Source organism: Streptomyces incarnatus, assembly GCF_001027185.1.
In the GTDB taxonomy this organism is placed as follows: domain Bacteria; phylum Actinomycetota; class Actinomycetes; order Streptomycetales; family Streptomycetaceae; genus Streptomyces; species Streptomyces puniciscabiei.
This window is the reverse complement of the sequence record NZ_CP011497.1, coordinates 7,368,553-7,392,296: the sequence shown is the minus strand read 5'-3', so window position 1 is coordinate 7,392,296 and position 23,744 is coordinate 7,368,553. Positions and strand designations below refer to the sequence as shown.

General features: G+C 70.0%; 19 protein-coding genes and 2 pseudogenes. 15 read left to right on the top strand and 6 right to left on the bottom strand.

Annotated elements, in window-relative coordinates:
- Window positions 1-581: 581 nt before the first annotated feature.
- Both ABB07_RS33560 and ABB07_RS33555 read left to right on the top strand, forming a co-directional pair.
- The gene (locus tag ABB07_RS33560) at window positions 582-1,049 is read left to right on the top strand and encodes a DUF5709 domain-containing protein (protein ID WP_208902234.1); all 468 of its coding nucleotides are present in this window, start codon (window positions 582-584) and stop codon (window positions 1,047-1,049) included.
- A gap of 30 nt (window positions 1,050-1,079) precedes the next feature.
- A pseudogene (locus tag ABB07_RS33555) lies at window positions 1,080-1,373 on the top strand (type B 50S ribosomal protein L31).
- An 88-nt stretch (window positions 1,374-1,461) separates the two neighbouring features.
- Here ABB07_RS33555 and ABB07_RS33550 read toward each other — a convergent pair.
- Window positions 1,462-2,256 carry a metal-dependent hydrolase gene (locus tag ABB07_RS33550; RefSeq protein ID WP_208902232.1) on the bottom strand — a complete coding sequence of 265 codons (795 nt, stop codon included), beginning with the start codon at window positions 2,254-2,256 and terminating at the stop codon, window positions 1,462-1,464.
- A 145-nt stretch (window positions 2,257-2,401) separates the two neighbouring features.
- Between ABB07_RS33550 and ABB07_RS33545 the strand changes: the two genes are divergently transcribed.
- Both ABB07_RS33545 and ABB07_RS33540 read left to right on the top strand, forming a co-directional pair.
- Window positions 2,402-4,915, top strand: coding sequence for a DEAD/DEAH box helicase (locus ABB07_RS33545; protein ID WP_208902231.1), 2,514 nt, complete (start codon window positions 2,402-2,404; stop codon window positions 4,913-4,915).
- A 52-nt stretch (window positions 4,916-4,967) separates the two neighbouring features.
- A complete protein-coding gene (locus tag ABB07_RS33540; RefSeq protein WP_208902230.1) occupies window positions 4,968-5,840 on the top strand; it encodes an acyl-CoA thioesterase in 873 nt (290 codons plus the stop codon).
- Between the two features lie 312 nt (window positions 5,841-6,152).
- Here the strand turns inward: ABB07_RS33540 and ABB07_RS33535 are convergent, their stop codons facing one another.
- A complete protein-coding gene (locus tag ABB07_RS33535) occupies window positions 6,153-7,502 on the bottom strand; it encodes an alkaline phosphatase family protein (protein WP_208902229.1) in 1,350 nt (449 codons plus the stop codon).
- Between the two features lie 209 nt (window positions 7,503-7,711).
- Window positions 7,712-8,185: a S8 family serine peptidase gene (locus ABB07_RS33530; RefSeq protein WP_208902228.1), complete on the bottom strand. Its 474-nt coding sequence runs from the start codon at window positions 8,183-8,185 to the stop codon at window positions 7,712-7,714.
- Window positions 8,186-8,647: 462 nt separating this feature from the next.
- Here ABB07_RS33530 and ABB07_RS33525 point away from each other — a divergent pair, with 462 nt between their 5' ends.
- The 9 genes from ABB07_RS33525 (at window position 8,648) to ABB07_RS33485 (ending at window position 19,883) form a co-directional block, all read left to right on the top strand.
- Window positions 8,648-9,280 (top strand): hypothetical protein, encoded by a 633-nt coding sequence (locus tag ABB07_RS33525; protein WP_208902227.1) that lies wholly within the window; start codon window positions 8,648-8,650, stop codon window positions 9,278-9,280.
- Window positions 9,281-9,342: 62 nt separating this feature from the next.
- Window positions 9,343-10,065: a peptidoglycan-binding protein gene (locus ABB07_RS33520; protein ID WP_208902226.1), complete on the top strand. Its 723-nt coding sequence runs from the start codon at window positions 9,343-9,345 to the stop codon at window positions 10,063-10,065.
- 59 nt (window positions 10,066-10,124) lie between these two features.
- The gene (locus ABB07_RS33515; RefSeq protein WP_208902225.1) at window positions 10,125-10,583 is read left to right on the top strand and encodes a hypothetical protein; all 459 of its coding nucleotides are present in this window, start codon (window positions 10,125-10,127) and stop codon (window positions 10,581-10,583) included.
- Window positions 10,584-10,613: 30 nt separating this feature from the next.
- Window positions 10,614-11,888 (top strand): hypothetical protein, encoded by a 1,275-nt coding sequence (locus ABB07_RS33510; protein WP_208902224.1) that lies wholly within the window; start codon window positions 10,614-10,616, stop codon window positions 11,886-11,888.
- A 25-nt stretch (window positions 11,889-11,913) separates the two neighbouring features.
- Window positions 11,914-13,341 (top strand): Dyp-type peroxidase, encoded by a 1,428-nt coding sequence (locus tag ABB07_RS33505; protein WP_208902223.1) that lies wholly within the window; start codon window positions 11,914-11,916, stop codon window positions 13,339-13,341.
- Window positions 13,338-14,510 carry a catalase family protein gene (locus ABB07_RS33500; protein ID WP_208902222.1) on the top strand — a complete coding sequence of 391 codons (1,173 nt, stop codon included), beginning with the start codon at window positions 13,338-13,340 and terminating at the stop codon, window positions 14,508-14,510. The genes ABB07_RS33505 and ABB07_RS33500 overlap by 4 nt, the downstream gene beginning before the upstream one ends.
- Before the next feature lie 107 nt (window positions 14,511-14,617).
- Window positions 14,618-15,007 carry a hypothetical protein gene (locus ABB07_RS33495; protein ID WP_208902221.1) on the top strand — a complete coding sequence of 130 codons (390 nt, stop codon included), beginning with the start codon at window positions 14,618-14,620 and terminating at the stop codon, window positions 15,005-15,007.
- A 47-nt stretch (window positions 15,008-15,054) separates the two neighbouring features.
- A complete protein-coding gene (locus tag ABB07_RS33490; RefSeq protein ID WP_208902220.1) occupies window positions 15,055-16,869 on the top strand; it encodes a peroxidase family protein in 1,815 nt (604 codons plus the stop codon).
- A gap of 74 nt (window positions 16,870-16,943) precedes the next feature.
- Window positions 16,944-19,883 carry a patatin-like phospholipase domain-containing protein gene (locus ABB07_RS33485; RefSeq protein WP_244189594.1) on the top strand — a complete coding sequence of 980 codons (2,940 nt, stop codon included), beginning with the start codon at window positions 16,944-16,946 and terminating at the stop codon, window positions 19,881-19,883.
- 23 nt (window positions 19,884-19,906) lie between these two features.
- On the opposite strand, the gene ABB07_RS33480 is transcribed toward ABB07_RS33485, so the two are convergent.
- Together ABB07_RS33480 and ABB07_RS33475 are read right to left on the bottom strand one after the other, a co-directional pair.
- Window positions 19,907-20,197, bottom strand: a complete 291-nt coding sequence (locus ABB07_RS33480) for a protealysin inhibitor emfourin (protein WP_244189593.1) — start codon at window positions 20,195-20,197, stop codon at window positions 19,907-19,909.
- 2 nt (window positions 20,198-20,199) lie between these two features.
- Window positions 20,200-21,318: a M4 family metallopeptidase gene (locus ABB07_RS33475; RefSeq protein WP_244189592.1), complete on the bottom strand. Its 1,119-nt coding sequence runs from the start codon at window positions 21,316-21,318 to the stop codon at window positions 20,200-20,202.
- A gap of 637 nt (window positions 21,319-21,955) precedes the next feature.
- Between ABB07_RS33475 and ABB07_RS41135 the strand changes: the two are divergent.
- Window positions 21,956-22,632 (top strand): annotated as a pseudogene (locus ABB07_RS41135) (hypothetical protein).
- Here ABB07_RS41135 and ABB07_RS33470 read toward each other — a convergent pair.
- The gene (locus ABB07_RS33470; RefSeq protein ID WP_208902217.1) at window positions 22,554-22,997 is read right to left on the bottom strand and encodes a nuclear transport factor 2 family protein; all 444 of its coding nucleotides are present in this window, start codon (window positions 22,995-22,997) and stop codon (window positions 22,554-22,556) included. The pseudogene ABB07_RS41135 and the gene ABB07_RS33470 overlap by 79 nt on opposite strands.
- A gap of 101 nt (window positions 22,998-23,098) precedes the next feature.
- Here ABB07_RS33470 and ABB07_RS33465 point away from each other — a divergent pair, with 101 nt between their 5' ends.
- Complete coding sequence (locus ABB07_RS33465) at window positions 23,099-23,734, top strand: TetR/AcrR family transcriptional regulator (protein ID WP_208902216.1); 636 nt, start codon at window positions 23,099-23,101, stop codon at window positions 23,732-23,734.
- Window positions 23,735-23,744 lie beyond the last annotated feature (10 nt).

Genomic DNA, 23,744 nt, shown 5'->3' with positions numbered 1-23,744 from the left:
GCAAGGCCGCCGACGCGGTGCCCGCCAGCATGGCCGCTGACGTGGTGCCCGCCGACAAGGCCGCCGACGCGGTGCCGCCAGCAAGGCCGCCGGTGCAGCGCCCGCCGACAAGGCCGCCGCCGCGGTACCGGCCGGCAAGGCCGCTCTCCGCGATCAAGGCGGCGGCGCCGGCAGTGACCGGTTGCGCTCCGCTGGGTGTCGTGGGCACGGCTGTCGGTTCCCGGGACGGCCTGTCCGCCGAGGGCGGGCGCCCGGCGGGGGCTACCGCCGGCCCTCCGCCCCGCCGGTCACGGCGGACCAGCGCGCGGCCGCGTCTCCCGGCGCTTCCGGCAGCCGGGCCACGGCGCGAGGGCGCGCGATGGGGTGTGATCGGTGCCGGTGGGCGACCGCCGGCAATGACCCGCGCCCGTGCCGTTGCGCGGTGCCGAGCAGGGGTGGAAGTCTGGAAACGGCACCGGTGCGAGGAACGCCCCGGAACCATCCGGTTCACGGCGTGTGACCCTCGTCCTCGTGCCACGCGTGCCGGCGGCCCGCCGCCCCTCGCGGCGGCACATGGCCGTCCTCACCACCTGGAGGTACTCGTGGACAGCGCCGACGGCTGGGGGGACGACGTCTACCAGCCCGATCCCTCGGAGATCCGGGAGGACTCGGGGGTGCTCGACGTCGAGGACACACTGGACTTCGACGGCGTCGCGGACCCGCTCGACCGTGGCTGGTCCCCTCCCGAGCGCCCCTGGGCGGTGGAGCACACCGGGGTGACGGCGGCCGAGCGCCAGGCGGGCGAGACTCTGGACCAGCGGCTCGCCGAGGAGCAGCCCGACCTCGTCGCCCCCGACGGCGACGACATCGGTGACCGCGACAGCGACGGGGAGCTCCTCGACAACGAGGTCGGCAACCTCCGCTCCGGCCGGCTGGTGGCCCCGGACGAAGGAGCGCACGAGGACGAGGAGGCCGCCCTCGTCGCCACCGACGTCGGCATCGACGGCGCCGCCGCCTCCGCCGAGGAGGCCGCGATGCACATCGTCGACGAGGACTCCCTGCCCGGCTGACCCACGGGCCCCGGCGGGTCCGCCCACGCCCTGCTCGACCGCCCCGCCCGAGGAGCCGCTACGCAGCAGGACGAGCACCCCGACCACCACCCCGTGGTGTTCCGCGACCGCGCCGCCGGCTGCGCGTCTCTGACCCGCTCGACGGCGTGGAGTGAGCAGACCATCGAGTGGACGACGACCGGACTACCGGGTGATCGACGTGGAGATCCCCTCTGGAGAGCCACCCCTTCTACACGGGCAAGGCCCGCACGGGTCGGCATCGAGGGCCGGATCGCCCGCTTCGAGCGCCGGTACGGCGGGGCGGGGGCCGGCGCAGCGACCTGAATCCGAGGGGTGCCTCGGGTGCGAGGCGTGCCTCGGGCCAGGCGCCGGGGGCCCGGACGCGAGGGGCGCGCCGCGTCCGGGGGATGCCTCAGATGACGTTGAGGGCCGCCGCGCAGCCCACGCCGCCGAGCAGCATGAACACGGGCATCAGCACCTTCAGCTCCACCCAGCTCCCGGCCCGGAACCGCATGACCTTGGGCGGCCCCAGGGGGTACCAGCGCTTGCGGCCCACGGGGATCGGCCACAGGATCGGGCAGCCGGACACCGTCAGCGCGTCCCCGATGTCGTGCACCAGAGCGCCGAGCACGATCGGCAGCCCCAGCCACAGGTACTGCTGGCCCGGCGCCGTGAACAGCCAGTGGGAGCCGTTGCCGGGCTTGTCCAGGACGCCCGCGAGGATCCACGCGGTGGTCGCCGCCAGCAGCCAGACCAGGACATCGCTGCTGGAGCCGCGTGCCGCCCGCCACAGCAGTCCCTCGATCGCCAGCACCATGTGCACGAACAGGATCGCGAGCACGGCCCAGCGGCCCCCCGCGATCGCCGCCCCCGAGCAGCCGGCACCGATCAGGACCGCCCACAGCCAGGTGTGCGTGAGCGTACGGTGACCTCCGGAGCGGCGCGGGTCGCCCTTCATCCGGGTCGCCTTGTAGACGGCGTACGACAGCTTGTCCACGATCTCGCAGATCCAGCGCGAGATCGGTCCGAAGGCGCGCGAGATCGTGGCCGCCTTGTGGTCGAGGTCGGGGGCGAGCGCGGCGCCGGCGCAGATCAGGGCGCCGCAGAGGAGTACCGGCCAGGGCATCGGGTGACCTGCCGCGGCGGCTGCCGCCCCGACGCCGAGCCAGGCCGCGGCCCCCGACAGTGAGTGTGCTGGTCCCATCATGGCCGCTTCCCGCCCCATTCCTCGTGTGCCGCTGTCCAGTTGACCTGGTGCACTGACATCCCGTCGGCGACACAGCGTAGCGGCCATGATCTTCCTGCCCGCATCCGATTCCCCTCTCGGGGGCAAGGCCAGGCAAGATGGGGGCGTGACCCTCATCGATCAGCTGCCGCCGACCGCCGACCCCGACGCCCTGTACGAAGCCTTCGAGTCGTGGGCGCAGGAGCGCGGCCTCACCCTCTACCCCCACCAGGAGGAGGCGCTGATCGAGGTGGTCTCCGGGGCGAACGTGATCGTCTCGACGCCGACCGGCTCCGGCAAGAGCATGATCGCCGCGGGTGCCCACTTCGCCGCGCTGGCCCGGGACGAGGTCACCTTCTACACGGCCCCGATCAAGGCGCTGGTGTCGGAGAAGTTCTTCGAGCTGTGCAAGCTGTTCGGCACCGAGAACGTCGGCATGCTCACCGGCGACGCCTCCGTGAACGCCGACGCGCCCGTGATCTGCTGCACCGCCGAGGTGCTGGCGTCGATCGCGCTGCGCGACGGCAAGAACGCGGATGTCGGCCAGGTCGTCATGGACGAGTTCCACTTCTACGCCGAGGGCGACCGTGGCTGGGCCTGGCAGATCCCGCTGCTGGAGCTCCCCCAGGCGCAGTTCATCCTGATGTCGGCGACTTTGGGTGATGTGTCGTTCTTCGAGAAGGACCTCACCCGTCGCACCGGCCGCCCCACGTCGGTGGTCCGCTCGGCGACCCGTCCGGTGCCGCTCTCCTACGAGTACCAGCTCACCCCGCTCACCGAGACGCTCACCGACCTGCTGGAGTCCCGGCAGGCGCCCGTGTACATCGTGCACTTCACGCAGGCGCAGGCCGTGGAGCGGGCGCAGGCGCTGATGAGCATCAACATGTGCTCGCGCGAGGAGAAGGACCAGATCGCCGAGCTGATCGGCAACTTCCGCTTCACCACCAAGTTCGGCCGGAACCTGTCCCGTTACGTCCGGCACGGCATCGGCGTCCACCACGCCGGCATGCTGCCCAAGTACCGGCGCCTGGTGGAGAAGCTCGCCCAGGCGGGCCTTCTGAAGGTCATCTGCGGCACGGACACGCTCGGCGTGGGCGTCAACGTGCCCATCCGCACGGTGCTGTTCACGGCTCTCACGAAGTACGACGGCAGCCGGGTGCGCACGCTGCGGGCCCGGGAGTTCCACCAGATCGCGGGCCGGGCCGGCCGGGCCGGTTTCGACACGGCCGGGCTCGTCGTGGCGCAGGCGCCGGAGCACGTCATCGAGAACGAGAAGGCGCTGGCGAAGGCGGGCGACGACCCGAAGAAGCGGCGCAAGGTGGTGCGCAAGAAGGCGCCGGAGGGCTTTGTCGGCTGGACGGAGAACACCTTCCAGAAGCTGATCGACTCGGAACCGGAGCCGCTGACCTCGCGTTTCCGGGTGACGCACACGATGCTGCTGTCGGTGATCGCCCGCCCGGGCAACGCGTTCGAGGCGATGCGCCACCTCCTGGAGGACAACCACGAGCCGCGCAGGCAGCAGCTCCGGCACATCCGGCGGGCCATCGCGATCTACCGGTCGCTGCTCGACGGCGGAATCGTGGAGAAGCTCGACAAGCCCGACGCCGAGGGCCGTATCGTCCGCCTCACGGTCGACCTGCAGCAGGACTTCGCGCTCAACCAGCCGCTGTCCACGTTCGCCCTCGCCGCGTTCGAGCTCCTCGACCCCGAGTCGCCGTCCTACGCCCTCGACATGGTCTCCGTCGTCGAGTCCACCCTGGACGACCCGCGGCAGATCCTCGTCGCGCAGCAGAACAAGGCGCGCGGCGAGGCCGTCGCCGCGATGAAGGCGGACGGCGTGGAGTACGAGGAGCGCATGGAGCGCCTCCAGGACGTCACGTACCCGAAGCCGCTGGAGGAGCTGCTCTTCCACGCGTACAACACCTACCGCAAGAGCCACCCGTGGGTCGGCGACCATCCGCTGTCGCCGAAGTCGGTGATCCGCGACATGTACGAACGGGCGCTGTCCTTCACGGAGTTGGTGTCCTTCTACGAGCTGGCCCGCACCGAGGGCATCGTGCTGCGCTACCTCGCCAGCGCCTACAAGACCCTCGACCACACCATCCCGGACGACCTGAAGTCCGAGGACCTGCAGGACCTGATCGAGTGGCTGGGCGAGATGGTGCGGCAGGTGGACTCCAGCCTGCTGGACGAGTGGGAGCAGCTGGCGAATCCGGAGGAGATGACCGCCGAGGAGGCCCAGGAGAAGGCCGACGAGGTCAAGCCGGTCACCACCAACGCGCGGGCCTTCCGGGTCCTGGTCCGCAACGCCATGTTCCGCCGCGTGGAGCTGGCCGCCCTCGACCAGGTCGAGGAGCTCGGCGAGATGGACGCCGAGTCCGGCTGGGACGCCGACGCCTGGGGCGAGGCGATGGACAAGTACTGGGACGAGTACGACGACCTCGGCACCGGTCCCGACGCCCGCGGTCCCAAGCTGCTGGTCATCAACGAGGAGCCGGAGAACGGCCTCTGGCGCGTCCGCCAGATCTTCGACGACCCGAGCGGCGACCACGACTGGGGCATCAGCGCCGAGGTCGATCTCGCCGCCTCGGACGCCGAGGGCCGTGCGGTCGTCCGCGTCACCGAAGTCGGTCAACTGTGAACCGCCGTCGACCAGTTGTGAGACCCGTTGTGATCCCAGGAGAATCCCACCGATGACGACGAATCCCGCCGAGCGCCTGGTCGACCTGCTCGACCTGGAGCAGATCGAGGTCAACATCTTCCGTGGCCGAAGCCCGCAGGAGTCGCTGCAGCGGGTCTTCGGCGGCCAGGTGGCGGGCCAGGCACTGGTCGCGGCCGGCCGCACCACGGACGGCGACCGCCCGGTGCACTCGCTGCACGCGTACTTCCTTCGCCCGGGCCGCCCCGGCGTGCCCATCGTGTACCAGGTGGAGCGGGTCCGTGACGGCCGGTCGTTCACCACGCGCCGGGTCACGGCCGTGCAGCAGGGCCGCACGATCTTCAATCTGACGGCCTCCTTCCACAAGCCTGAGGAAGGACCGTTCGAGCACCAGCTGCCGCCGGCCCGTGAGGTGCCGGATCCGGAGTCGCTGCCGACGGTCTCCGAGGAGATCCGCAAGCACCTGGGCGCGCTGCCGGAGCAGTTGGAGCGGATGGCGCGCCGCCAGCCCTTCGACATCCGCTATGTCGACCGGCTGCGCTGGAACACCGAGGAGATCCAGGGGGCCGAGCCGCGCAGTGCCGTGTGGATGCGCGCGGTCGGACCGCTCGGCGACGACCCGCTGGTGCACACGTGCGCGCTGACCTACGCCAGTGACATGACCCTCCTGGACGCGGTCCGCATCCCGGTCGAACCGCTGTGGGGCCCACGGAACTTCGACCTGGCCTCCCTGGATCACGCCATGTGGTTCCACCGGCCGTTCCGCGCGGACGAGTGGTTCCTGTACGACCAGGAGTCGCCGATCGCGGTGGGCGGCAGGGGCCTTGCCCGGGGCCGCATCTACAACCTCTCAGGGCAACTGATCGTGTCCGTGGTGCAGGAGGGCCTCTTCCGCAAGCTGAGCTGACCTGCGGTTTCACCGATCGTCGGCCGGTCCGGGTAGCGTCGTGCGACGGTCTGCGGGCCGGTCGTGACGACTGCTCGTTCGCGTGCGAAGGTGACAAGGAGGCCCGCCAACGCCGCAGACAGAGTTCAGGCGCGTTCGGGCGTGCGGCGCTGGTGCGCCAGGCCGCGGTGCCCATTCAAGTCGCCGCTGACCTCCTACGCCCGGCGCACTGGCCGCTCAGCGTCGTGCGCGTTCGCCCCGAGATCCCGGCAGACCGGGGCAAGCCGGACCGCTCGGTGATCAAGTGTCGCACCCGCCGCATGAGATGACATCTCAGTCGCCCGGGAGGAGCCTCTCGGCGACGAGGTCGTCGTAGACCGCTTCGAGGTGGGAGGTGACGCCCCGGGCGGGGTTGGCGCCCTTGGCGACGGGGGCGATGACGCCTTTCAGCGGATTGTCGTCGCGCGGTTTGTCCAGGGTCAGGACCCCGCCGATGCCGGGGGCAGCGGCATCCCGGGCCGTGAGCGGATCCACCCCCCACCGCTCCTCGATCGTCTTGAGCACCGAGGTGTGGTCGAACGGCACGCTGCCGGCGGGGACCCGGAAAACGGTCCCGCGCTCGATGAGCGGGGACACCAGCACCGTGGGCACCCGCACTCCGAACCGGGTGAAGTCGAAACCAGCCTCGCCCTCGGACTGATCGGGCGGTGTCGCGCCGGCCGGCGGCGGCACGTGGTCGTAACAACCGCCGTGCTCGTCGTAGGTGATGACCAGCAGAGTCTTGGCCCAGTCGGGCCCCGTGCGCAGCGCGTTGTACACATCGAGGATGAGCTGCTCCCCTGACGAGACGTCATCATTGGGGTGCTGGCTGTTTCCGTCGTGCTTCCAGGCGGGCTCCAGGAAGGTGAAGGCGGTCAGCGAGCCCCCGGCGGCGTCGTTCTTGAAGTCCATGAAGCGGCCGAAATGCCCCGGATCGGCCTGCATGGTGTCGGGGAAGTCCGCCCTGGTCAACGGCTCGAGGTTGTAGCCGTAGATCCTCCAGTCGATGTTCTTGTCACTGAGCCGGCCGAAGATGCTGGGCACGTCGAACATGACCTTGTTGGCCTTCGCCTGAGCCATGCACGCCTTGTCACTCACCAGGCCCTGACTGGTCCCGGCAAGGGCGAAGGCCCGGTTGGGCATGGTCTGGGTAGGCACCGAGCAGTACCAGTGGTCGCAGACCGCATAGCCCTGGGCCAGTCGGGAGAGCACCGGCAGCGCTTCCGGTGGGAAGCAGCCCATGATGTCGGCAGCGGTGACGCCCGGGGAGTTGCCTCTCCTGGTCGGAAACATCTCCGCGAAGTCGGTGACAAAGCCTTCATTGGTCGCGGCAGGGGCTGGTGAGGACACCTGTTGCGTGCCGAACAGCTGGTTGTTGACTCGGTGGTATTCCTCCCCGGGGACGGAACCGGGCATGAAATACGCGCCGGGCTGAGTTTGGTCGATCCGGAATACGGTGACCTTGCTGCCGTTCCCGTCCGGGTTGGACTCCGCTCCGGTCAAGCCTTCGACGGGTTGGCCGGACGGGGACCGATTGCCCTGGTCGGTGCACAGGAATCCGAGCATGTTGTCGAAGGAACGGTTTTCCAGCATGAGGACCACAAGGTGGTCCATCTGGTGCAGAAGTGTGGTGTCGGATGTCATCTGGTGCCTCCGCAGATCGCGCGGACGGGGGCCCGCCGCCCCGCCGGGCCCCCGCTAACCACCGTAGGACAGAACCCCATACCTCGCTCGGCGGCATCGCGCACACGGAAGTGCACCATGCGGGCCCATCGTTGACCGCTCAACGGAGTAGGCAACGAAGAACATCCGCCGCCGTGGGCTCCCATGGTGTGGTGACGGGGGCTGTTCGCTCACCCGCGGACTCCTGCTGTGGGGGTGACCCCCGACGGGAGCTCGATGGTGATGAGCAGGCTGGGGCGGTCGGGGGCCATGTCTCTCCTGGGTGCGTCAGCTGCCGCCGGAGCGGCCGTTCTTCTGGCGGCGGTGCAGGGCGTCCATGATGCCCGCGGGACGTTGACCACGCCGTAGCCGTAGTCGAACCCTGCGGCACCGCGGTCGTCGGCGGTGCGCCGCAGGAGGGTCCGCAGCTCGCCGGGGCCGATGGAGGCGGCGGACCACTGGGTACGGATGGCGGCGACCACACCCGCGGCCACGGGGCAGGCGGCCGAGGTGCCGCTGTCCGGCGCACCCGGACCGAATGCCTCCGAGCCGCTGAAATGCGTGAAGGCGCAGATGTCGGGTGTGCGCCGGCTGAGCCGGCCCGGTCCCTGAGAGGAGTAGCCGACCCGGTCGCGTTGGGTGTTGACACCGCCGACGCACAGCACGCCCCGGCTTTCCTGGCGTCGTGGTGGCGGGGGCTGACGCCTTCCTCTCCGGTGCCCGGGTGCCCGCTCCAGGGCCGAGGCGCGGCTCACGGCGGCGGGGACACGCAGGCCGACGTGGCGGTGATGAAGGCTGCGGACGTACGACGCATCGCCTTGGTCAGCGCCGGCCTGATCGGTACCGGACCGTCATGGGCCCATGCGCGGGGTGACCGCGCCTCGTGAGCGGTGGCGGTCTCATCATCTGACGGCTTCTTCGCGTCCGCGCGGGTGGCAATGGCCGCTCGCGGCACGGTTCGCCACATTTCGCATTTCGTAGCACACTGGGGAGCAGAAACGCTTATCAGTCAGGACCTTTGCCGCCCCGACACCCGCACCGGGTAGCGGCAGCGATGCTCTGGCGGCAGTTGGTCACGACCTCTCGCTGCCGCATGCGCACCTGGTGTCAGACGCAAGGAGCCTGCAATGGCTGATTTGTGGCTGCCCGGCGCTGTCAGAGCCGATCTCGGGGACCATGCCCCGTGCGACTCCGCCTTTCCGGCGAAGGCGATCGCGCACATCACCGCGGACCGCGAGGCCACCCCCGCGGCCCCGCAGGACCTCGTACCGTTCGCCTCCCTCAAGAATTACTTCACCGGCAGCGGCAAGGAACTGGCACCGCACGTCCTTTGGGATCCCTTCACCGGTGCCTTCGCCCAGTTCTTCCCCGCACCATCCCGCAGCAAGTCGCTCAGGGACCGGTCCGGCGGCACGCGCACCAACCGCGCCGGCAAGGTCGTCATCCAGATCGAGGCCCTTTTCTTCCCGCACTGCCGCCTCAACGGCAAAGTGTTCGCGAAGCTCACGGACACCCCGTGCAAGGGCTGGGCCGAGCTGAACGCGTGGGTGCGCTCCTGGGGCGTTCCGGAGAACTGGCCCATGGGCCGGCCGACCGATTTCACCGCGCACCGCTCCGAGAGTGTGTGGCGGTCCCAGGGCGGCTGGTACGCACACGCGCACGTCCCTGAGAACGACCACGTCGATCCCGGCTCATGGCCGGCATACGTGGAGGCCCGGCACCCCGTCGGCGCCGGAGCTCCGGCCCACCACCGTCCCTGAACCCGAGCCGTTCCTCGGTACTGAACCAGCCATACACACCGGTCAGCGAGGAGGCAGGCGCCATGGTGACGCTCGCCAACGTCCAGTTCGGAAAGACCAACGAGGACGTTCGCACCGTCCAGCGCGCTCTGATCGCGCGGGGCCGCGGCATTCCGGCCGGAGCCACGGGTCACTTCGATGAGCAGACCAAGGCCGCGTACGCCGCCGAGCAGCGCGCTCAGGGCTTCCACGGGAACGACGCGGACGGCGTCCCCGGCTGCGAGACGCTCACCCAACTCGGGCGCCTTGAAGGTTTCACTGTGGATTGCCAGGCCGTCGCGCCCACCAGGAACACACCGGGCAGGCTCAGCCTGGCACAGGTCACCTACCACGACCCGAACGACGGTGTGGGCAAGGCCGCCATGGAGGGCTACGCCCGGACGGCGTGCTCTCTGACCGGCATGGAGCCCGCATTCGGAATCCCGGCCCTGGTCACCATTTCGCTGAGGGAGTCCTCCTACAACGCCCCCGGCCACCGGATCAACACCCGCGACGGCAACAACCGCGGACCGATCGTGGCCGACGGCCACCGGCAAAACTGCTCCCGGGGCGCGATGCAGGTCATTCCGCCGACCTTCGCGGAGCACCACCAGGCCGGTACGGCGACGACGCCGTACGACGTGGTCGCCGACATGTGCGCCGCGGTCAACTACGTACGCAGCCGTTACCGCGTCAACCATTCAGGCTCGAATTTCGCCGCCCGCGTCCAGCAAGCCGACCCCCACCGGCCGCCCCACCCGTACTGAACGAGGCGACGGTGCACGGAAACACGTGCCCACGGCAGTGGGCCCCTTGGAGGTGCACGATGAGCCACGCCACCGACATCGGCGCCGACCGGCTGCTGGACATGCCGCAGCCCGAGCTCGACCGGTTGTTCCGCGCCTCCCCGCCCGGGGATATTCCCCGGGGAAGAGGCCTGGGGACGGTACTCCTGGGACGCAGCCCGAGGATGAACGCCGTGGCAGCCGTGCTGACGCGCCGTCTCGCGTGGCAGGGCAAGGTCTTCGAACCCGGTGGCCGGGAACTGCGGAACCTCGTCACGCCGTTCGGGATCCGGGCGGTGCGGGCGCGGGTCTACCGGGACTCGAGCTGGTCGGACGACGGCGCGTGCATCGTCCTCGACTACTCGCGCACCTCCCTCGTGGCCCACTGGATCCGGGACGAGATCCGCAGCGTCGGGCAGGGGGTCTACCTCGGCAACGTCTACTGGGGGCGGCGCAAGGTCCTGGATTTCAGCCTGACGTTCCGGGACGCGCCGACCTGAGGGCCCGAGGAGTGGCGGAGGTGCTTGAAGATGCCGTATCAGACGGCGGTCACCGTCCAGGCCGCCCTGCCGCCGGATCGAGTCGCCGAGGTGCGGGAGCTGCTGCACGAGGCCGGCCAGAAGGGCACGGCCGGGGAGCTGTTCCCCTTCGCCGAAGTGCCGGGCGTTCACTTCGCACGTGTCGTCCTCGTTCCCGAGGGACCCGGCGGCGCCGCAGCGGACATGCCGCCCAGCGTCGTGTACATGGGCGAGGTGGACGGGCCCGTGGAAGCGCACCTGACCGGTCTCGTCCGCAAGGCGGGCGACGGCCTGGACCGGCTGTTCGGGCACTGCGCCGGATATCCGGCAGGGGGCTCCTCGGATGCGGCGCGGATCGGCTGGCTGCGTTCCCACTTGGTGCCCTGCGCCGCCTATTACGTCAACACCGTCGGGAGGGGACGGCAGCAGATCGAGCAGGAGGCCGTACTGCGCGAGGTGATCGAGGAATTCCTCGACCGGAACGGACCGGCTCTGGCCGGCAGGACCCCGGTGGAGATCAGGGCCGCCATCCAGGAATACGTCGGCGGCCGCGAGGACCTCGCCTGGGCCCGCGCCGGGCCCGCGCCGCCCCCGCTCGGGTGGCGGATCCGCCGGGCCACCCACCTGGTCGGGGTGCCACTGGCCGCCCTGGTGCTGCTGCCGCTTCTCGTGATCGCCCTGCCGGTCTGGGTCGTCCTGCTCAGGCTGCACGAACGCCGCGATGTCCCCGACCATGCCCGCCCGAGCCACGACCGGATACGCGAACTCGCGGGTTACGAGGATTTCGTGGCGCAGAACCCGTTCACCGCCGTCGGATCCGTCAAGACCGGTCCGTTCCGTCGGATCACGCTCACCGCCGTTCTGTTCGTCGTGGACTACGGCGTCCGTCACGTCTTCAACCGGGGCGACCTCGCCGGGGTCAAGACGATCCACTTCGCGCGTTGGCTGTTCGTCGACGGGAAACGCCGGGTGGTCTTCGCGAGCAACTACGACGGCAGCCTGGAAAGCTACATGGACGACTTCATCGACAAGGTGGCCTGGGGGCTCAACGCCGTCTTCAGCAACGGCCTCGGCTATCCGCGGGTGCGCTGGCTCGTGCTGGACGGTGCCAGGGACGAGCAGGCGTTCAAGAACTACCTGCGGTGCCACCAGGTGCCGACGCAGGTCTGGTACTCCGCGTACGACACGTCGACCGCACACGACCTCGACATCGCCGCCCGCATCCGGGCGGGCCTCTTCGGGCCCCTCGGTGCCGCCGAGACGGAGGCCTGGCTCGCCCTGTTCTGAAGAGCTGTGAAGGAAGGGTGCCACCATGACGATGCCGCTGGAACTCGACGACATCCAGGGCCTGGTCACCCGCGGCTACCGCACCCTGACGTCGGCCTGCTTCCTGGTGCTCGCCACTGCCGGGCAGGCCGCCACCGCCCGTGCCGCGCTGGGACGGCTGGCGCCCCGCGTGACGAACGGCCGCGCCGAACCCGCTGACACCGCGGTCAACGTGGCCCTCACCTCCGACGGTCTGCGCCGCCTCGGACTGGACACACCCGGACTGGACGGATTCCCGTACGAGTTCGTCGTAGGCATGACCGACCCCGACCGCAGCCGCTTCCTCGGGGACGTCGGGGAGAACGCCCCCCGGTACTGGCAGTGGGGCGGCCCGGCCGGCCCGCCCGTGCACGTCCTGGTGATGCTCTACGCGCGCGACGAGCGGCGGCTGGGGCAGCTGGAGGCCGAGACGCGGCGAGAGGTCCTGGCCCCCGGCGCGTTCACCGAGACCGTACGGCTGGGCACCGCCGAACTGATCGGCCGTGAGCCCTTCGGCTTCCGTGACGGCATCTCCCAGCCCCTCATCGAGGGGCTGCCCAAGGCCACCGCGGCCGGCGACAGGGGCACGGACGGTGAGCAGGTGGTCAGGGCCGGGGAGTTCGTCCTCGGCTATCCCAACGAGTACGGGCTGCTGACCGACCGCCCGCTGCTACCGCTCCCCTACGACCCCCTCGGCGTCCTGCCCCGCGCGCCCGAGGGCGGTGCGGACTTCGGGCGCAACGGCAGCTACCTGGTCTTCCGGCAGCTCCGCCAGCACGTCGAGGCCTTCCGGGACTACCTCGACGCGGAGACGCGGCGCCCCGACGGCAGCAGCGACCCCGCCGCGCAGGAGGCGCTCGCCGCGCGCATGCTGGGACGCTGGCCCGGCGGCGCTCCTCTGGTCCGGTCGCCCGAGCACGACGACCCCGCCCTGGCGACGGACAACGGCTTCGGCTACCACGCCACGGATCCGGACGGTCTGCGCTGTCCGCTCGGGGCCCACATCCGCCGGGCCAACCCTCGTGACTCCCTCGATCCCCGCCCCGGCTCCGCCGATTCGGTCGCCGTCGGACGCCGGCACCGGCTGCTGCGCCGCGGCCGGCCCTACGGCCCTGACGGCACGGCGGACGACCCGGACGCGCGGGGACTGCACTTCCTCGGGCTGAACGCCAACATCTCCCGCCAGTTCGAGTTCATCCAGCACACCTGGCTCGACAACCCGAACTTCAACGGGCTCCACGACGGCCCCGACCCGATCGTCGCGGCGCGCCAGGAGCGCCGCGCGACGTTCACCGAGCAGGGCAGGCCCTTCCGTACCCGCCGCCTCGGCCTTCCGCAGTTCGTCACCGTTCAGGGCGGCGCCTACTTCTTCCTCCCGGGCCTGAAGGCGCTGCACTACCTCTGCACGGTCGTACCGGAAGGTGAGCGGCAGTGAGTGCCGGGCGGCGACTCAACGACGCGGTCCTCGGCGGCGTCCTGCTGGAGCGGCGCATCGACCCCTACGTGCGCCCGCTGTTCGACCGGACCCTCCTGCGTCCCGTCCAGGCCGCCGTGCAGTGGTGCATCAACGTACGCCGCCGCGACGAGCACCTGGGTCTCGCCGAGGAGCGTGCCGTGCCGGGCGAGGCGGCACTCGCCGAGGCCATCGCACAGCAGATGGCCCGCTTCGTCCGGCGCCAGTACCGGCCGGGGGAGTCGCAACGGGCCGGCAACACCAAGACCTACGGGGTCGTCCACGCGGAATTCACCGTCCGGGACGGCCTGCCCGCACGGCTGCGGCACGGCGTGTTCCGCGCCCCCGCCACCTACCGCGCCTGGGTCCGCTTCGCGGGTCCCGGTCCCCTCGCGCCGCCCGACATCAAGGACAACGGGATCCTCAGCATCGGCGTCAAACTCCTCGGTGTCGGCGGCGAGAAGCTGCTCGACGACGAGCGGTGGACCCAGGACTTCACCGGCATCAGCGCGCCGGCCTTCACCACGCCCGATGTCGTCGAGAATCTCAGGCTCCAACAGCACGTCTTCGCGGGAACTCCGGTCCTGTACTTCCTCGACCCCCGTCATCCGCACCTCTGCGACATGATCATGCAGGGCCTGTACGCGAAGACCCGGTCCAGCCCGCTGGAGGCCCGCTACTGGAGCTGCACGCCGTACCTCCTCGGGGCGGGCCAGGCGATGCAGTACTCCTTCGTGCCCCGCGACGGGACCCGCAGCCGGGTGCCCTGGCACCCGCCCGACGACTACCTGCGGCAGGCCCTAGCCGCCGCACTGCGGGAACGCGACGTCTACTTCGACTTTCTCGTCCAGGTGCAGTCCGACGCCCATCGGATGCCGGTCGAGAACGCGTCCGTGGTGTGGCCCGAACGCCTCTCGCCGTTCGTGCCGGTGGCCACCCTGCGCCTGCTCCGGCAGGAGTGCGATCCGGCGGACCAGTTCGCCCGCGCCGACCGGCTGTCCTTCAACCCTTGGCACGCCGTGCCCGAACACCGCCCGCTGGGCAACCAGAACCGTGCCCGCCGCACGATCTATCTGCAGCTCGCGCGGCTCAGACAGGCCATGAACGGCACGCCGCACCAGGAGCCCGAAGAGCCCGGAGAGGAGGAATGACGACCGACGGCCGCCCCGCGGCCCGACGCGCACACCAGGACTGCTTCTCATATCGTAGGAAAAAGGCGTGAACATCCTCGGGATGCCCGCCTGGAAGGGACGCTGAGATGGACGTGCGGATGGCCGCACGCTGTTCCCTGGCCATGATCCGACTGGTGAACGGCGCGGCGGCGCTGCTGACCCCGCGAGTGATGGCCCGGCGTCTGGGCGCGGATCCCGGACGGCCCGCCCTGGTCTACGTGCTTCGCATGTTCGGCGTGCGCACCGTGGTCATCGGCGCCCAACTCCTGTGCCCCGCGGACTCGGACGACCTTGACCGGGCGCTGCGGACCGGCACGCTCATCCACGCGAGCGACGCCCTGGCAGCCGCCTGCGCCGGCCGCGAGGGTCTGCTTCCGCACCGCATGGCCGCTGCGACCACGGCGATCTCGACGGTCAACGTCGCCCTGACCCTAGTCGCCCGGGGATGGCCGGGCCGGCCGCCAGACGTCCGCTGACGGTAGCCGCCGCGCCTCCCGGGACGGGACGCCAGAAGGAACCCCTCATGAGCACAGCACCACAAGGCCGGGCCCCGTGGTTCGTACTCCTGCACGACCGGCTGGCGGTCGCCGTCGACCACAAGGTCGGCTGGCACCGCCTGCCCAAGCCCCTCGGACTGCTCACCCTCATCGGCCTGCGGGACAACCTGCGCCGCAAAAACCTCTTCGACACCGGCTCCTACCCGTCGTGCAACCTGCCGGCCGTCGACGCTCCGGACGCGCAAGGCCTCACGGGACGCACGGCCGACGGCACCTACAACGACCTGGCCGATCCCCGTATGGGCATGGCCCGTGCGCGCTTCGGCCGCAACGTGCCGCCCCACCTGGCCTTTCCCGAACCCGAGCCGCGCCTGCTCTCCCCGAGCCCTCGCGAGGTGAGCCGGGCCCTGCTCACCCGGCACGCTTTCGTCCCGGCAGAGTCCGTCAACACCCTGGTCGCCGCCTGGCTCCAGTTCATGATCAAGGACTGGGTCAGTCACGGGCAGGGCACCATGGACCGCCCCTGGCGCATCGATCTGGCCGATGACGACCCGTGGCCCGCACCACCGATGCTCGTGCCGCGGACCATCCCGGACCCCACCCGGGCGGACGGGCACGACGGCCTGCCGCCGACCTTCCTGAACGAGAACTCGCCCTGGTGGGACGCGTCCCAACTGTACGGAAACACCCTGGACGAGCAGCGGTCGCTGCGGACCGGCGAGGGCGGCAGGCTCCGCGTCCCCGACGGCCCGCTGTTCCCGGACCACCCGGACAAGGACCCGTCGGGCATTCCTGGCTTCTGGCTGGGACTGGCCATGATGCACCTGGTCTTCCTGCTCGAACACAACGCGATCTGCGAAGCGTTGCACGACGCCTACCCGACGTGGTCGGACGAGGAGCTCTTCCAGCGGGCACGGCTGATCACCGCGGCGCTGATCGCCAAGATCCACACCGTGGAGTGGACGCCTGCCGTCATCAGCCACCCGACGACCGTGGCCGCCATGCACGCCAACTGGTACGGCCTGCTGGGCGAGCGCCTGCACAAGGTGTTCGGCCGTCTCAGCAGGAGCGAGGTACTCAGCGGCATCGTGGGCGGGCACACGGACCACTTCGGCGTCCCGTACTCCCTCACGGAGGAGTTCGTCGCCGTCTACCGTATGCACCCTCTCATCCCCGACGACTGGAGCTTCAGGTCTGCCGCCGACGACTCGCTCCTGCAGGAGGCGACCTTCCGGGAACTGACGGGGCGGCAGGCGTACGACATCCTCGGCAAGCACTCCCTGACCGACCTGCTCTATTCCTTCGGCACATCGCACCCGGGCCTGGTGACCCTGCACAACTACCCCCGGTTCCTCCAGGAGTTCCAGCGGCCCGACGGCAAGCTCATGGACCTGGGGGCCGTCGACATCCTGCGCTCGCGGGAGGTGGGCGTGCCCCGCTACAACGAGTTCCGGCGCCAGCTCCATCTCCTGCCCGCCGAGGACTTCGACACCCTCACGGACAACCCCGTGTGGGCCGAGGAACTGCGCAGGGTCTACGACGGGGACATCGAGCGTGTCGACCTCTCGGTGGGCATGTTCGCCGAACCCCGCCCGAAGGGCTTCGCCTTCAGTGACACGGCCTTCCGCGTCTTCGTCCTGATGGCCTCTCGCCGCCTCAACAGCGACCGGTTCCTCACCACGGACTACACGCCGCAGGTGTACACACAGACCGGCCTGGACTGGATCGAGAACAACACCATGACCAGCGTGCTGCTCCGGCACTTCCCGGGGCTGCGAGCGTCGCTGCGGTCGGTGGACAACGCCTTCGCCCCCTGGTCCGCAGCGGGGGTCCCGCGGTGAGACAGGAGGCGGACGGCGGGACGCGCGGCCTGCCGGCCTCGCCGGGAGACGCCGGCCCCGCCAGGCTTTCGCGCGTGCACAGCAGCATCCTGGCCGTCGTGGCCCTCGCCGTCTTCGGGGCAGGGCTCGCGATCCGCCTCCAAGCCCCCGCCGTCGATGACGTGGGGCTGCAACTGGCCGGCAGCGCGGGTGCGGCGCGCGCCCTCGTCGGCGTCCGGACGGCCGACTTCCGTACGGCACTGGCGTACGACTTCGTCCCCACCGGGACGTACACCGCCAGCACGGTACTCGTGCTGTGGCTGAGCGGCCGCACCATAGCGGTGCGCATGAGATACCGCTGCCTGGTCGTGTACGGGATCGGCGCGGCCGTCGCAGCGTGTGTGTGCGCCGTGACCGAGAAGCTGCTGCTCCTGCACGGGCTGAGCGGCGCGGACTGGACGTTCGCGTGGGCGGCGGGCTTCGCGACGGTCAAGTGGCTGCTGGTCGTCCTCACCGTGCCGGTCGCCGCGGTCGTGGTCGCGATCATCCTCAAGCGGGCCGCGTTCCACGGCTGTGCCCAGCGCAGGTACGCCAGGGAGCGCGCAGGCCACAGCACCTGCGCATGCGGGAGCGAGCACACCGGCGACAGGGCCGGCTCCGGCCCCGTGGGGCCCGACGTCGTCGCGCCCTGGCCCGTGCTGGAGTGGGGCCGACGGCGCTGGCCGGGGACGGCGCGTGGTGACGCGCCCCGTTCCAGGGAGGCTCGCTGGCAGAACGGCAGCCGGGTGCCGCCCGGCCGGGAACAGGGCGGGCTCGGCTTCTGCGTCTCGGGCGGCGGCATCCGCTCGGCCTGCGTCACCCTGGGCGCGCTGCAGGCGCTCCGGCCCCAGCTGCGCAGGGCGCGCTATCTGGTGTCGGTGTCCGGAGGCGGCTACACCGCGGGTGCCCTGCAACTCGCGCTGGCCGGGAAGAGCCGGAGTCGTGAGCAGGGCCGGTGTCGTGAGCAGGGCCGGTACAGGGCTGGTACCGACGACGTCTTCATGCCCGGCACGCCGGAAGAGGACCACACCCGCCGGCACTCGAAGTACGTCGCGGAGGGCACCGGCCAATGGCTGGCCGCCATCGGGGCCGTTCTGCGGGGCCTGCTGGCCTCCCTGGGACTGCTCACCGCGACTCTGCTGGTCCTGGGGCTCGCGCTGAGCTGGGGCTACCACCTCGTTCCGCTGGCGGACCCGGCCCGGCTCCCGGGCTTCCGGGCACCCGCGCTGTGGGCCGTTCTCGCCCTGCTCCTGTGCGCTGCCGTGTTCTGGCTTCTCTGGCTGGTGTCCTTGTTCTTCGCCAGGCAGTTCCTGTCGGGCGCGTTGAAGAAGACCTTCCTCACGTTCGTGGTGGCGGGCCTGCTGCTGGCCGTCGTGGTGGTCGTCCTCCCCGCGCTGGAGTGGGTGACGGCGCGTCTGTGGACGCTTCATGCCCCGGCGACCGCGATGAGCGGCGGAGCCGTGGGGCTGCTCACCTATCTCACCGTTCTGGTCAGCACCACATGGCGGCGCATCGAGACCACCGAACGCGCCCTCGGGCCGGCCAAGCGTTCGCGACTGGTGCGCACCGCGCCTGTCATCGCCAAGTATCTGCTGGTATGGACGGTTCTCATCGTGGTGACAGTGGCCTCCCTGCTCGTTCTGGGCGCGGCTATCCACGTCGGGCGGACCTGGCCGGTCGCCGTCCAGATCGGCCTCCCCGTCGTCCTCGGCGTCGTCGCGCTGAGCCTTGACCAGACATGGACGAGTCTCCACCCCTTCTACCGCGCCCGACTGGCCACCGCTTTCGCCGTCCGCCGCAGGACCGACCCGGACGGCGAACAGCTGGCGGTCCCCTACGACTTCGACGAACCGACGCCGCTTGCCTGCTACGGCAGACGGCACCCCGGCTTCCCCCAGGTCGTCTTCGCCGCGGCGGCCAACCTGTCCGGCGACGACCGCACACCGCCGGGGCGGCATGCCGTCTCGTTCACCCTGTCATACGACTACGTCGGCGGTCCGGACGTCGGGTACGCCCGGACGGACGTCCTGTGGGGCCGCACCAGGCCGGTCATCCGCAAGGACCTGACCGTCGAGTCGGCCGTCGCCGTCTCCGGTGCGGCCTTCGCCTCGGCCATGGGACGCCAGGCACGCGCGTTCCAGACGCTGTTCGCGCTCTCCAACGCCCGGCTCGGCACCTGGCTCCCCAACCCCGGTGTGCTGGGTGCCCTGTGGGACGAGGGCGCCGATTGGGGGCTGCCTCCGATGCCCGGCATCCGCCGCCTGTCGTACCTGCTGCGGGAAGTGTGCGGCCGCTACCCGATGGACGACCGGATGCTCCTGGTCACGGACGGCGGGCACTACGAGAACCTCGGCTTGGTCGAACTGCTCCGGCACGGCGTCACGACCGCCGTGTGCGTGGACGCCAGCGGGGGCTCCGGGGCCTTCGCTGCCGCCCTGGGCGAGGCCATCGCCCTGGCGCGGGAGGAGCTCGGCGTCGAGATCGTAATCGAGCGCGAGGACTGGCAGAAACTCGTTCCCGGCAGCGCGCCTCCCCTGACACCCCGGCCCACCCAGCCGACCCAGCCGGGCCAGCCGGGCCAGCCGGGCCAGCCGCCCCCACCGAACCCCCTGGCCGCCCTTGACCTGCGGCTCTCGGCCGACACAGTGGTCGAGGGCAAGATCGTCTACCCGCGGGCACTGGTGGACGGACACGGCCGACCGCTGGGCAGGCGGGGGCGGCTGATCGTCGCCCGGGCCACGCTGACCCCCGACATGCCCTACGCACTCCTCGCCTACGCTCAGTCAGACCAGCAATTTCCGCACGACGGCACCAGCGACCAGTGGTTCGACAGCCGGCGCTTCGACGCCTACCAGGCACTCGGCTACCGGATGGGCAAGCGGGTGGCGCAACTACTCCCGGTGAACAGCAGCGCGCCCCGGAGCCCGAGGCCGTGGCCCGGGCGCCGAGGAGCAGGAGCCGTGCGTGACGGCAGGACGGGCGGAAGAAGAGGATGACCTCACGCTCGTGAGACGACACGTCAGGCGAAGTGTTTCTCAAGCCAACCGAGCAAGGCCGCGAATGCCGGGGACATGGCGGCGTCCGACTGGGTGAGAACGGTCGAACGTCCCTCGTCCTCCACTGTGATCGTATAGCTCATCGCATCCGGGGCACGGCCGTGCCGTTCCTCCTCGGCCGCAGGGACGGCCGCCGCCACCAGCCGGGCCAGCTCCGCTGCGGCGTCCTCGGGCAGGACGTCGGTGTCCAACACCCTGGGCGGCAGGCGGAGATGAATCGCAGCCGCCTGCCCGCCGTGGGTCGCCAACGTCACCTTCACTTCCGCGCCCTCAGCGCGGTCACGTCCTTGGCGAGCCCCGTCACCTGGGCGCTCAGTGCCCCGATCTGCTGGGTCAAGGCGGTCAGGCCGTCCTTCCGGCCTACTCCACCGTTCCGGTGGCCCGCGTGGCTACGCGCCCGGGCGACCCCTGCCGGGACTCCGCTGATCTGGATGCCCACCGCCTGCCACGCCTCCAGGACGGCCAGCTGTTCGTTGCTGCCGGCCCCATACAGTTCCTCGGCCTTCCGGTAGGTGGTGTCCGCGAAATCCTGGAACTGGGTCTCGGCGCTGGAAGCCTTGAGCGATTCGTACCAGATTTGCCCGGGAGCCTCCCAGGCGAATCCGCCGATACCCACGGCGGTCAGGTAGAACGCCTTGTTCGGGATGCCGGAGTTGATGTGCACCCCGCCGTAGTCACCTCTGTCGGTGTCCGGCAGGTTGACGAATTTGCTCATGTGGTCGGGCTGGGGGTCCTTGCCGAACTGGGGGTTGTCGTATGCGTGACCTGGCGCCTTCATCGACCGCAGGGCGTCGGCTTCGATCCCCGGGGTGAAGATCTCCGCCCCGATCAGCCAGTCCGCCTCGTCGGCCGACTGCTTCAGGGACCACTGCTTGACCAGCGATCCGAAGACGTCCGAGATGGACTCGTTCAGGGCCCCGGGCTGATTGTGGTACGCGAGGCCCGCGGTGTGCTCGGTGACTCCGTGCGCCAACTCGTGAGCGACCACGGTGAGGGATCCTGTGAGGTCGGTGAACATCTTTCCGTCTCCGTCACCGAAGACCATCTCCCGGCCGTCCCAGAAGGCGTTGTTGAAATTCACGCCGAAGTGGGCGTATCCGTCCAGGCGCATCCCTCGGTCGTCGATCGAATTGCGATTGAACACCTCGCGGTAGAAATCGCGCGTCGAGCCGAGACCGTCGAACGCTCGGTTGACGGAATCGTCCGCGGACGCCGGTCCGTCCTCGGACCGGGTCATGACAGCCGAGGCGAGAAGCCTGCCATGCTGGCAGTCGAAGATCGTCCGTCGGCCGTCGCCGGGGGCGGCTGCGCCGGTGAAGGACGCCCTGACCGCTCGCTCACCGCGCAGCCGAGCCGTGGTCACCAAGGTGTCCAAGGCAGCCTGTTGTACCTCGCTGTCCTCACTTCTCAGGAGCTCCTCGAGAAGGTGCGGGGGAATGATGCAATTGAGGCGGGTCCTGGTCATGGGATTCCTCACATACCAGATCGTGGGCGCCGAACGCGGCGCACCAGGGCGTTGATCATCGGCAGGGATGGCTTTGCTGTGACTGGACGATCGCGTCCCACGCGCGGGACGACATCTGTGCGGAGGGCAAGATCCCTCGTGGCATGCAGGTCAAGCCACGCAGAAGGGGGAAACCGCGTCCAGTTCGAGTATCCGCTCGATGCCGTCGACGCGCACCCCGAAAGGGGGTTCTCCCCTCCCGTGATGACGCGGACCCGGTCGTCGTCTCCGGCGTCAGGAGCCGACTGCTCCGCACGCGTCCTCACTCCGGCATGAGATCGCTCAGGTCACGCGCCATATCAGCGGAACGATCCGGTCGGCCCCCGCGAGAGGGAGAGTCCGGCGTGTACCTCGTTCGCCGGCAGTGCGGCGCCCGGCGGATCCCCGACCCGGTCGCTCGCAGCAGCCCAGTACTCCAGCGGTAGATCGTGATCTCGCTGGTGGGGCTGGGGCGGACATGGGTGCGGCCAGCGTTGATCATCGGTGTGTGAAGACAAACGATCATACGGTGGCCGCAGGTCGCAGCGTAGACCCTGCCCGCTGGCAGGGCTCATTCGACGCCATGACGGGGCGCATCGCAGGCCGGTTAGCCCGGGTTGAACCTCGCCGTCGGATACGACGATGGGTGCTCGGACTGCTCTCGGATCTGCCCCGGAAGAACTGCTGGACCATCGCGAAGTGGGCCGGTGAGGCGACCCCGGACGGCATGCACCACCTGCTGAACCGCGCCAAGTGGGACGCCGAGGTCGTCCGCGACGACCTGCGCGACTACGTGTTGGGCCCACATCAACCTGCCCAACCCGGCCCACGGCTACCGCCACCTGCTGATCCACCGCAACCGCGCCACCGGCGAACTCGCCTACCACCGCTGCTACTCGCCCCAACCCGTACCGCTCACCACCTTGGTGAAGGTCCCTGGATCAAGGTGGCGAGTCGAGGAGACATTTCAGTCCGGTAAGGAACTGGCCATTCCTGGCGGTCGTCCGCGCCGACGAAGGAGCCTGCCATCCCGTGCCGGACAACCTGATCCCGCTCACCTGCAACGAGATCGCACGTCCGTTCATCACGCTCATCGCCCAACGCGTCCACGACACGGCATGTACCAGTCACCCCTGCTGGTCCAGCGCGGCGAGCAACTGGCTCGCGCGTCCGTCCGCCGCGGCGAAGGAGAGGTGGTCGTGGTAGTCGCGGGTCTCGATGATCAGGCCGTCCCTGACGCGGAGGACCTGGATGTTGGCGGTGCGGAAGGTACGGCCAGTGGCGGGGTACAAGCCCTCGTAGTCGAACTCGGCGATCACGACTTCGGGGTCGTCGGTCTCGTGGATGCGGATGTTCTCGGTACGTAGGCGAACCGCGTCAGAGGCCTCCAGGGCGTCGAAGCGCTTACGGAGCTCCGCCCGGCCGTGGATGCGGCGTGGAGGAACTGGCGAGAAGACGATCTCCACCTCGGCGTCCTCCGCGTAGAGCTCGGGGAGTTCGCTCCACTTGCCCGCCGAGATGAGACCTGTCAACTGCCCGAAGATCTCGCGGGGCGTAGCTGGTGCAGACATGGCTGACCTCCGTGATCCCGCCGCCATATAATCGGATAGGCGACTCCGGTTCTGACGATACGGATACGCGACTCCGTTTGTCCAGGCATGGTGAGGACCACATGACGACAGATCAGACTTCCCCCGCCACAGGCGTGAAGCCCCTGCGCGCCGACGCACGGCGAAACCGCGCGCGGCTGCTGGAGGTCGCCGAGGCGGTCTTCACTGAGCGGGGTACAGGCGCCTCGACGGAGGAGATCGCCCGCGAGGCGAAGGTCGGCATTGCCACCGTGTTCCGACATTTCCCCACCAAGGAAGCCCTGCTCGAAGCGGTGCTCGTCCGGCGATTGGAACGGCTGGCCGAGGAGGGGCGCCGCCTGATAATCGAGACCGGGCCGACGTACGCTCTCTTCGCGTTCTTCGACCTGGTACTGGATCAGTCTCCGGTCAAGAATGCCTTCGCTGCGGCGCTCGCGGACGCGGGAGTCGATGTGCGGGCCGCTACCTCTGAGGCCGGGCGAGCCCTGCGCGAGGTGCTCACCGCGCTCCTCGACGGCGCCCAGCAGGCTGGTGTGGTGCGACGGGGCCTGGAGGTACCGGAGTTGACGGCGATCCTGGTGGGCACCTGCCGCATGCTGGAACACCTGGACGGCCACCCGGAGTCCGCGAAGCGGGCCCGAGCGGTCGTCCGCGACGGGCTGAAGGCGTGCACCGGCAGCCCGGAAGGGCCTTTGCCACAAGGACGTGCCCACTCCTGAAGGAGGAACG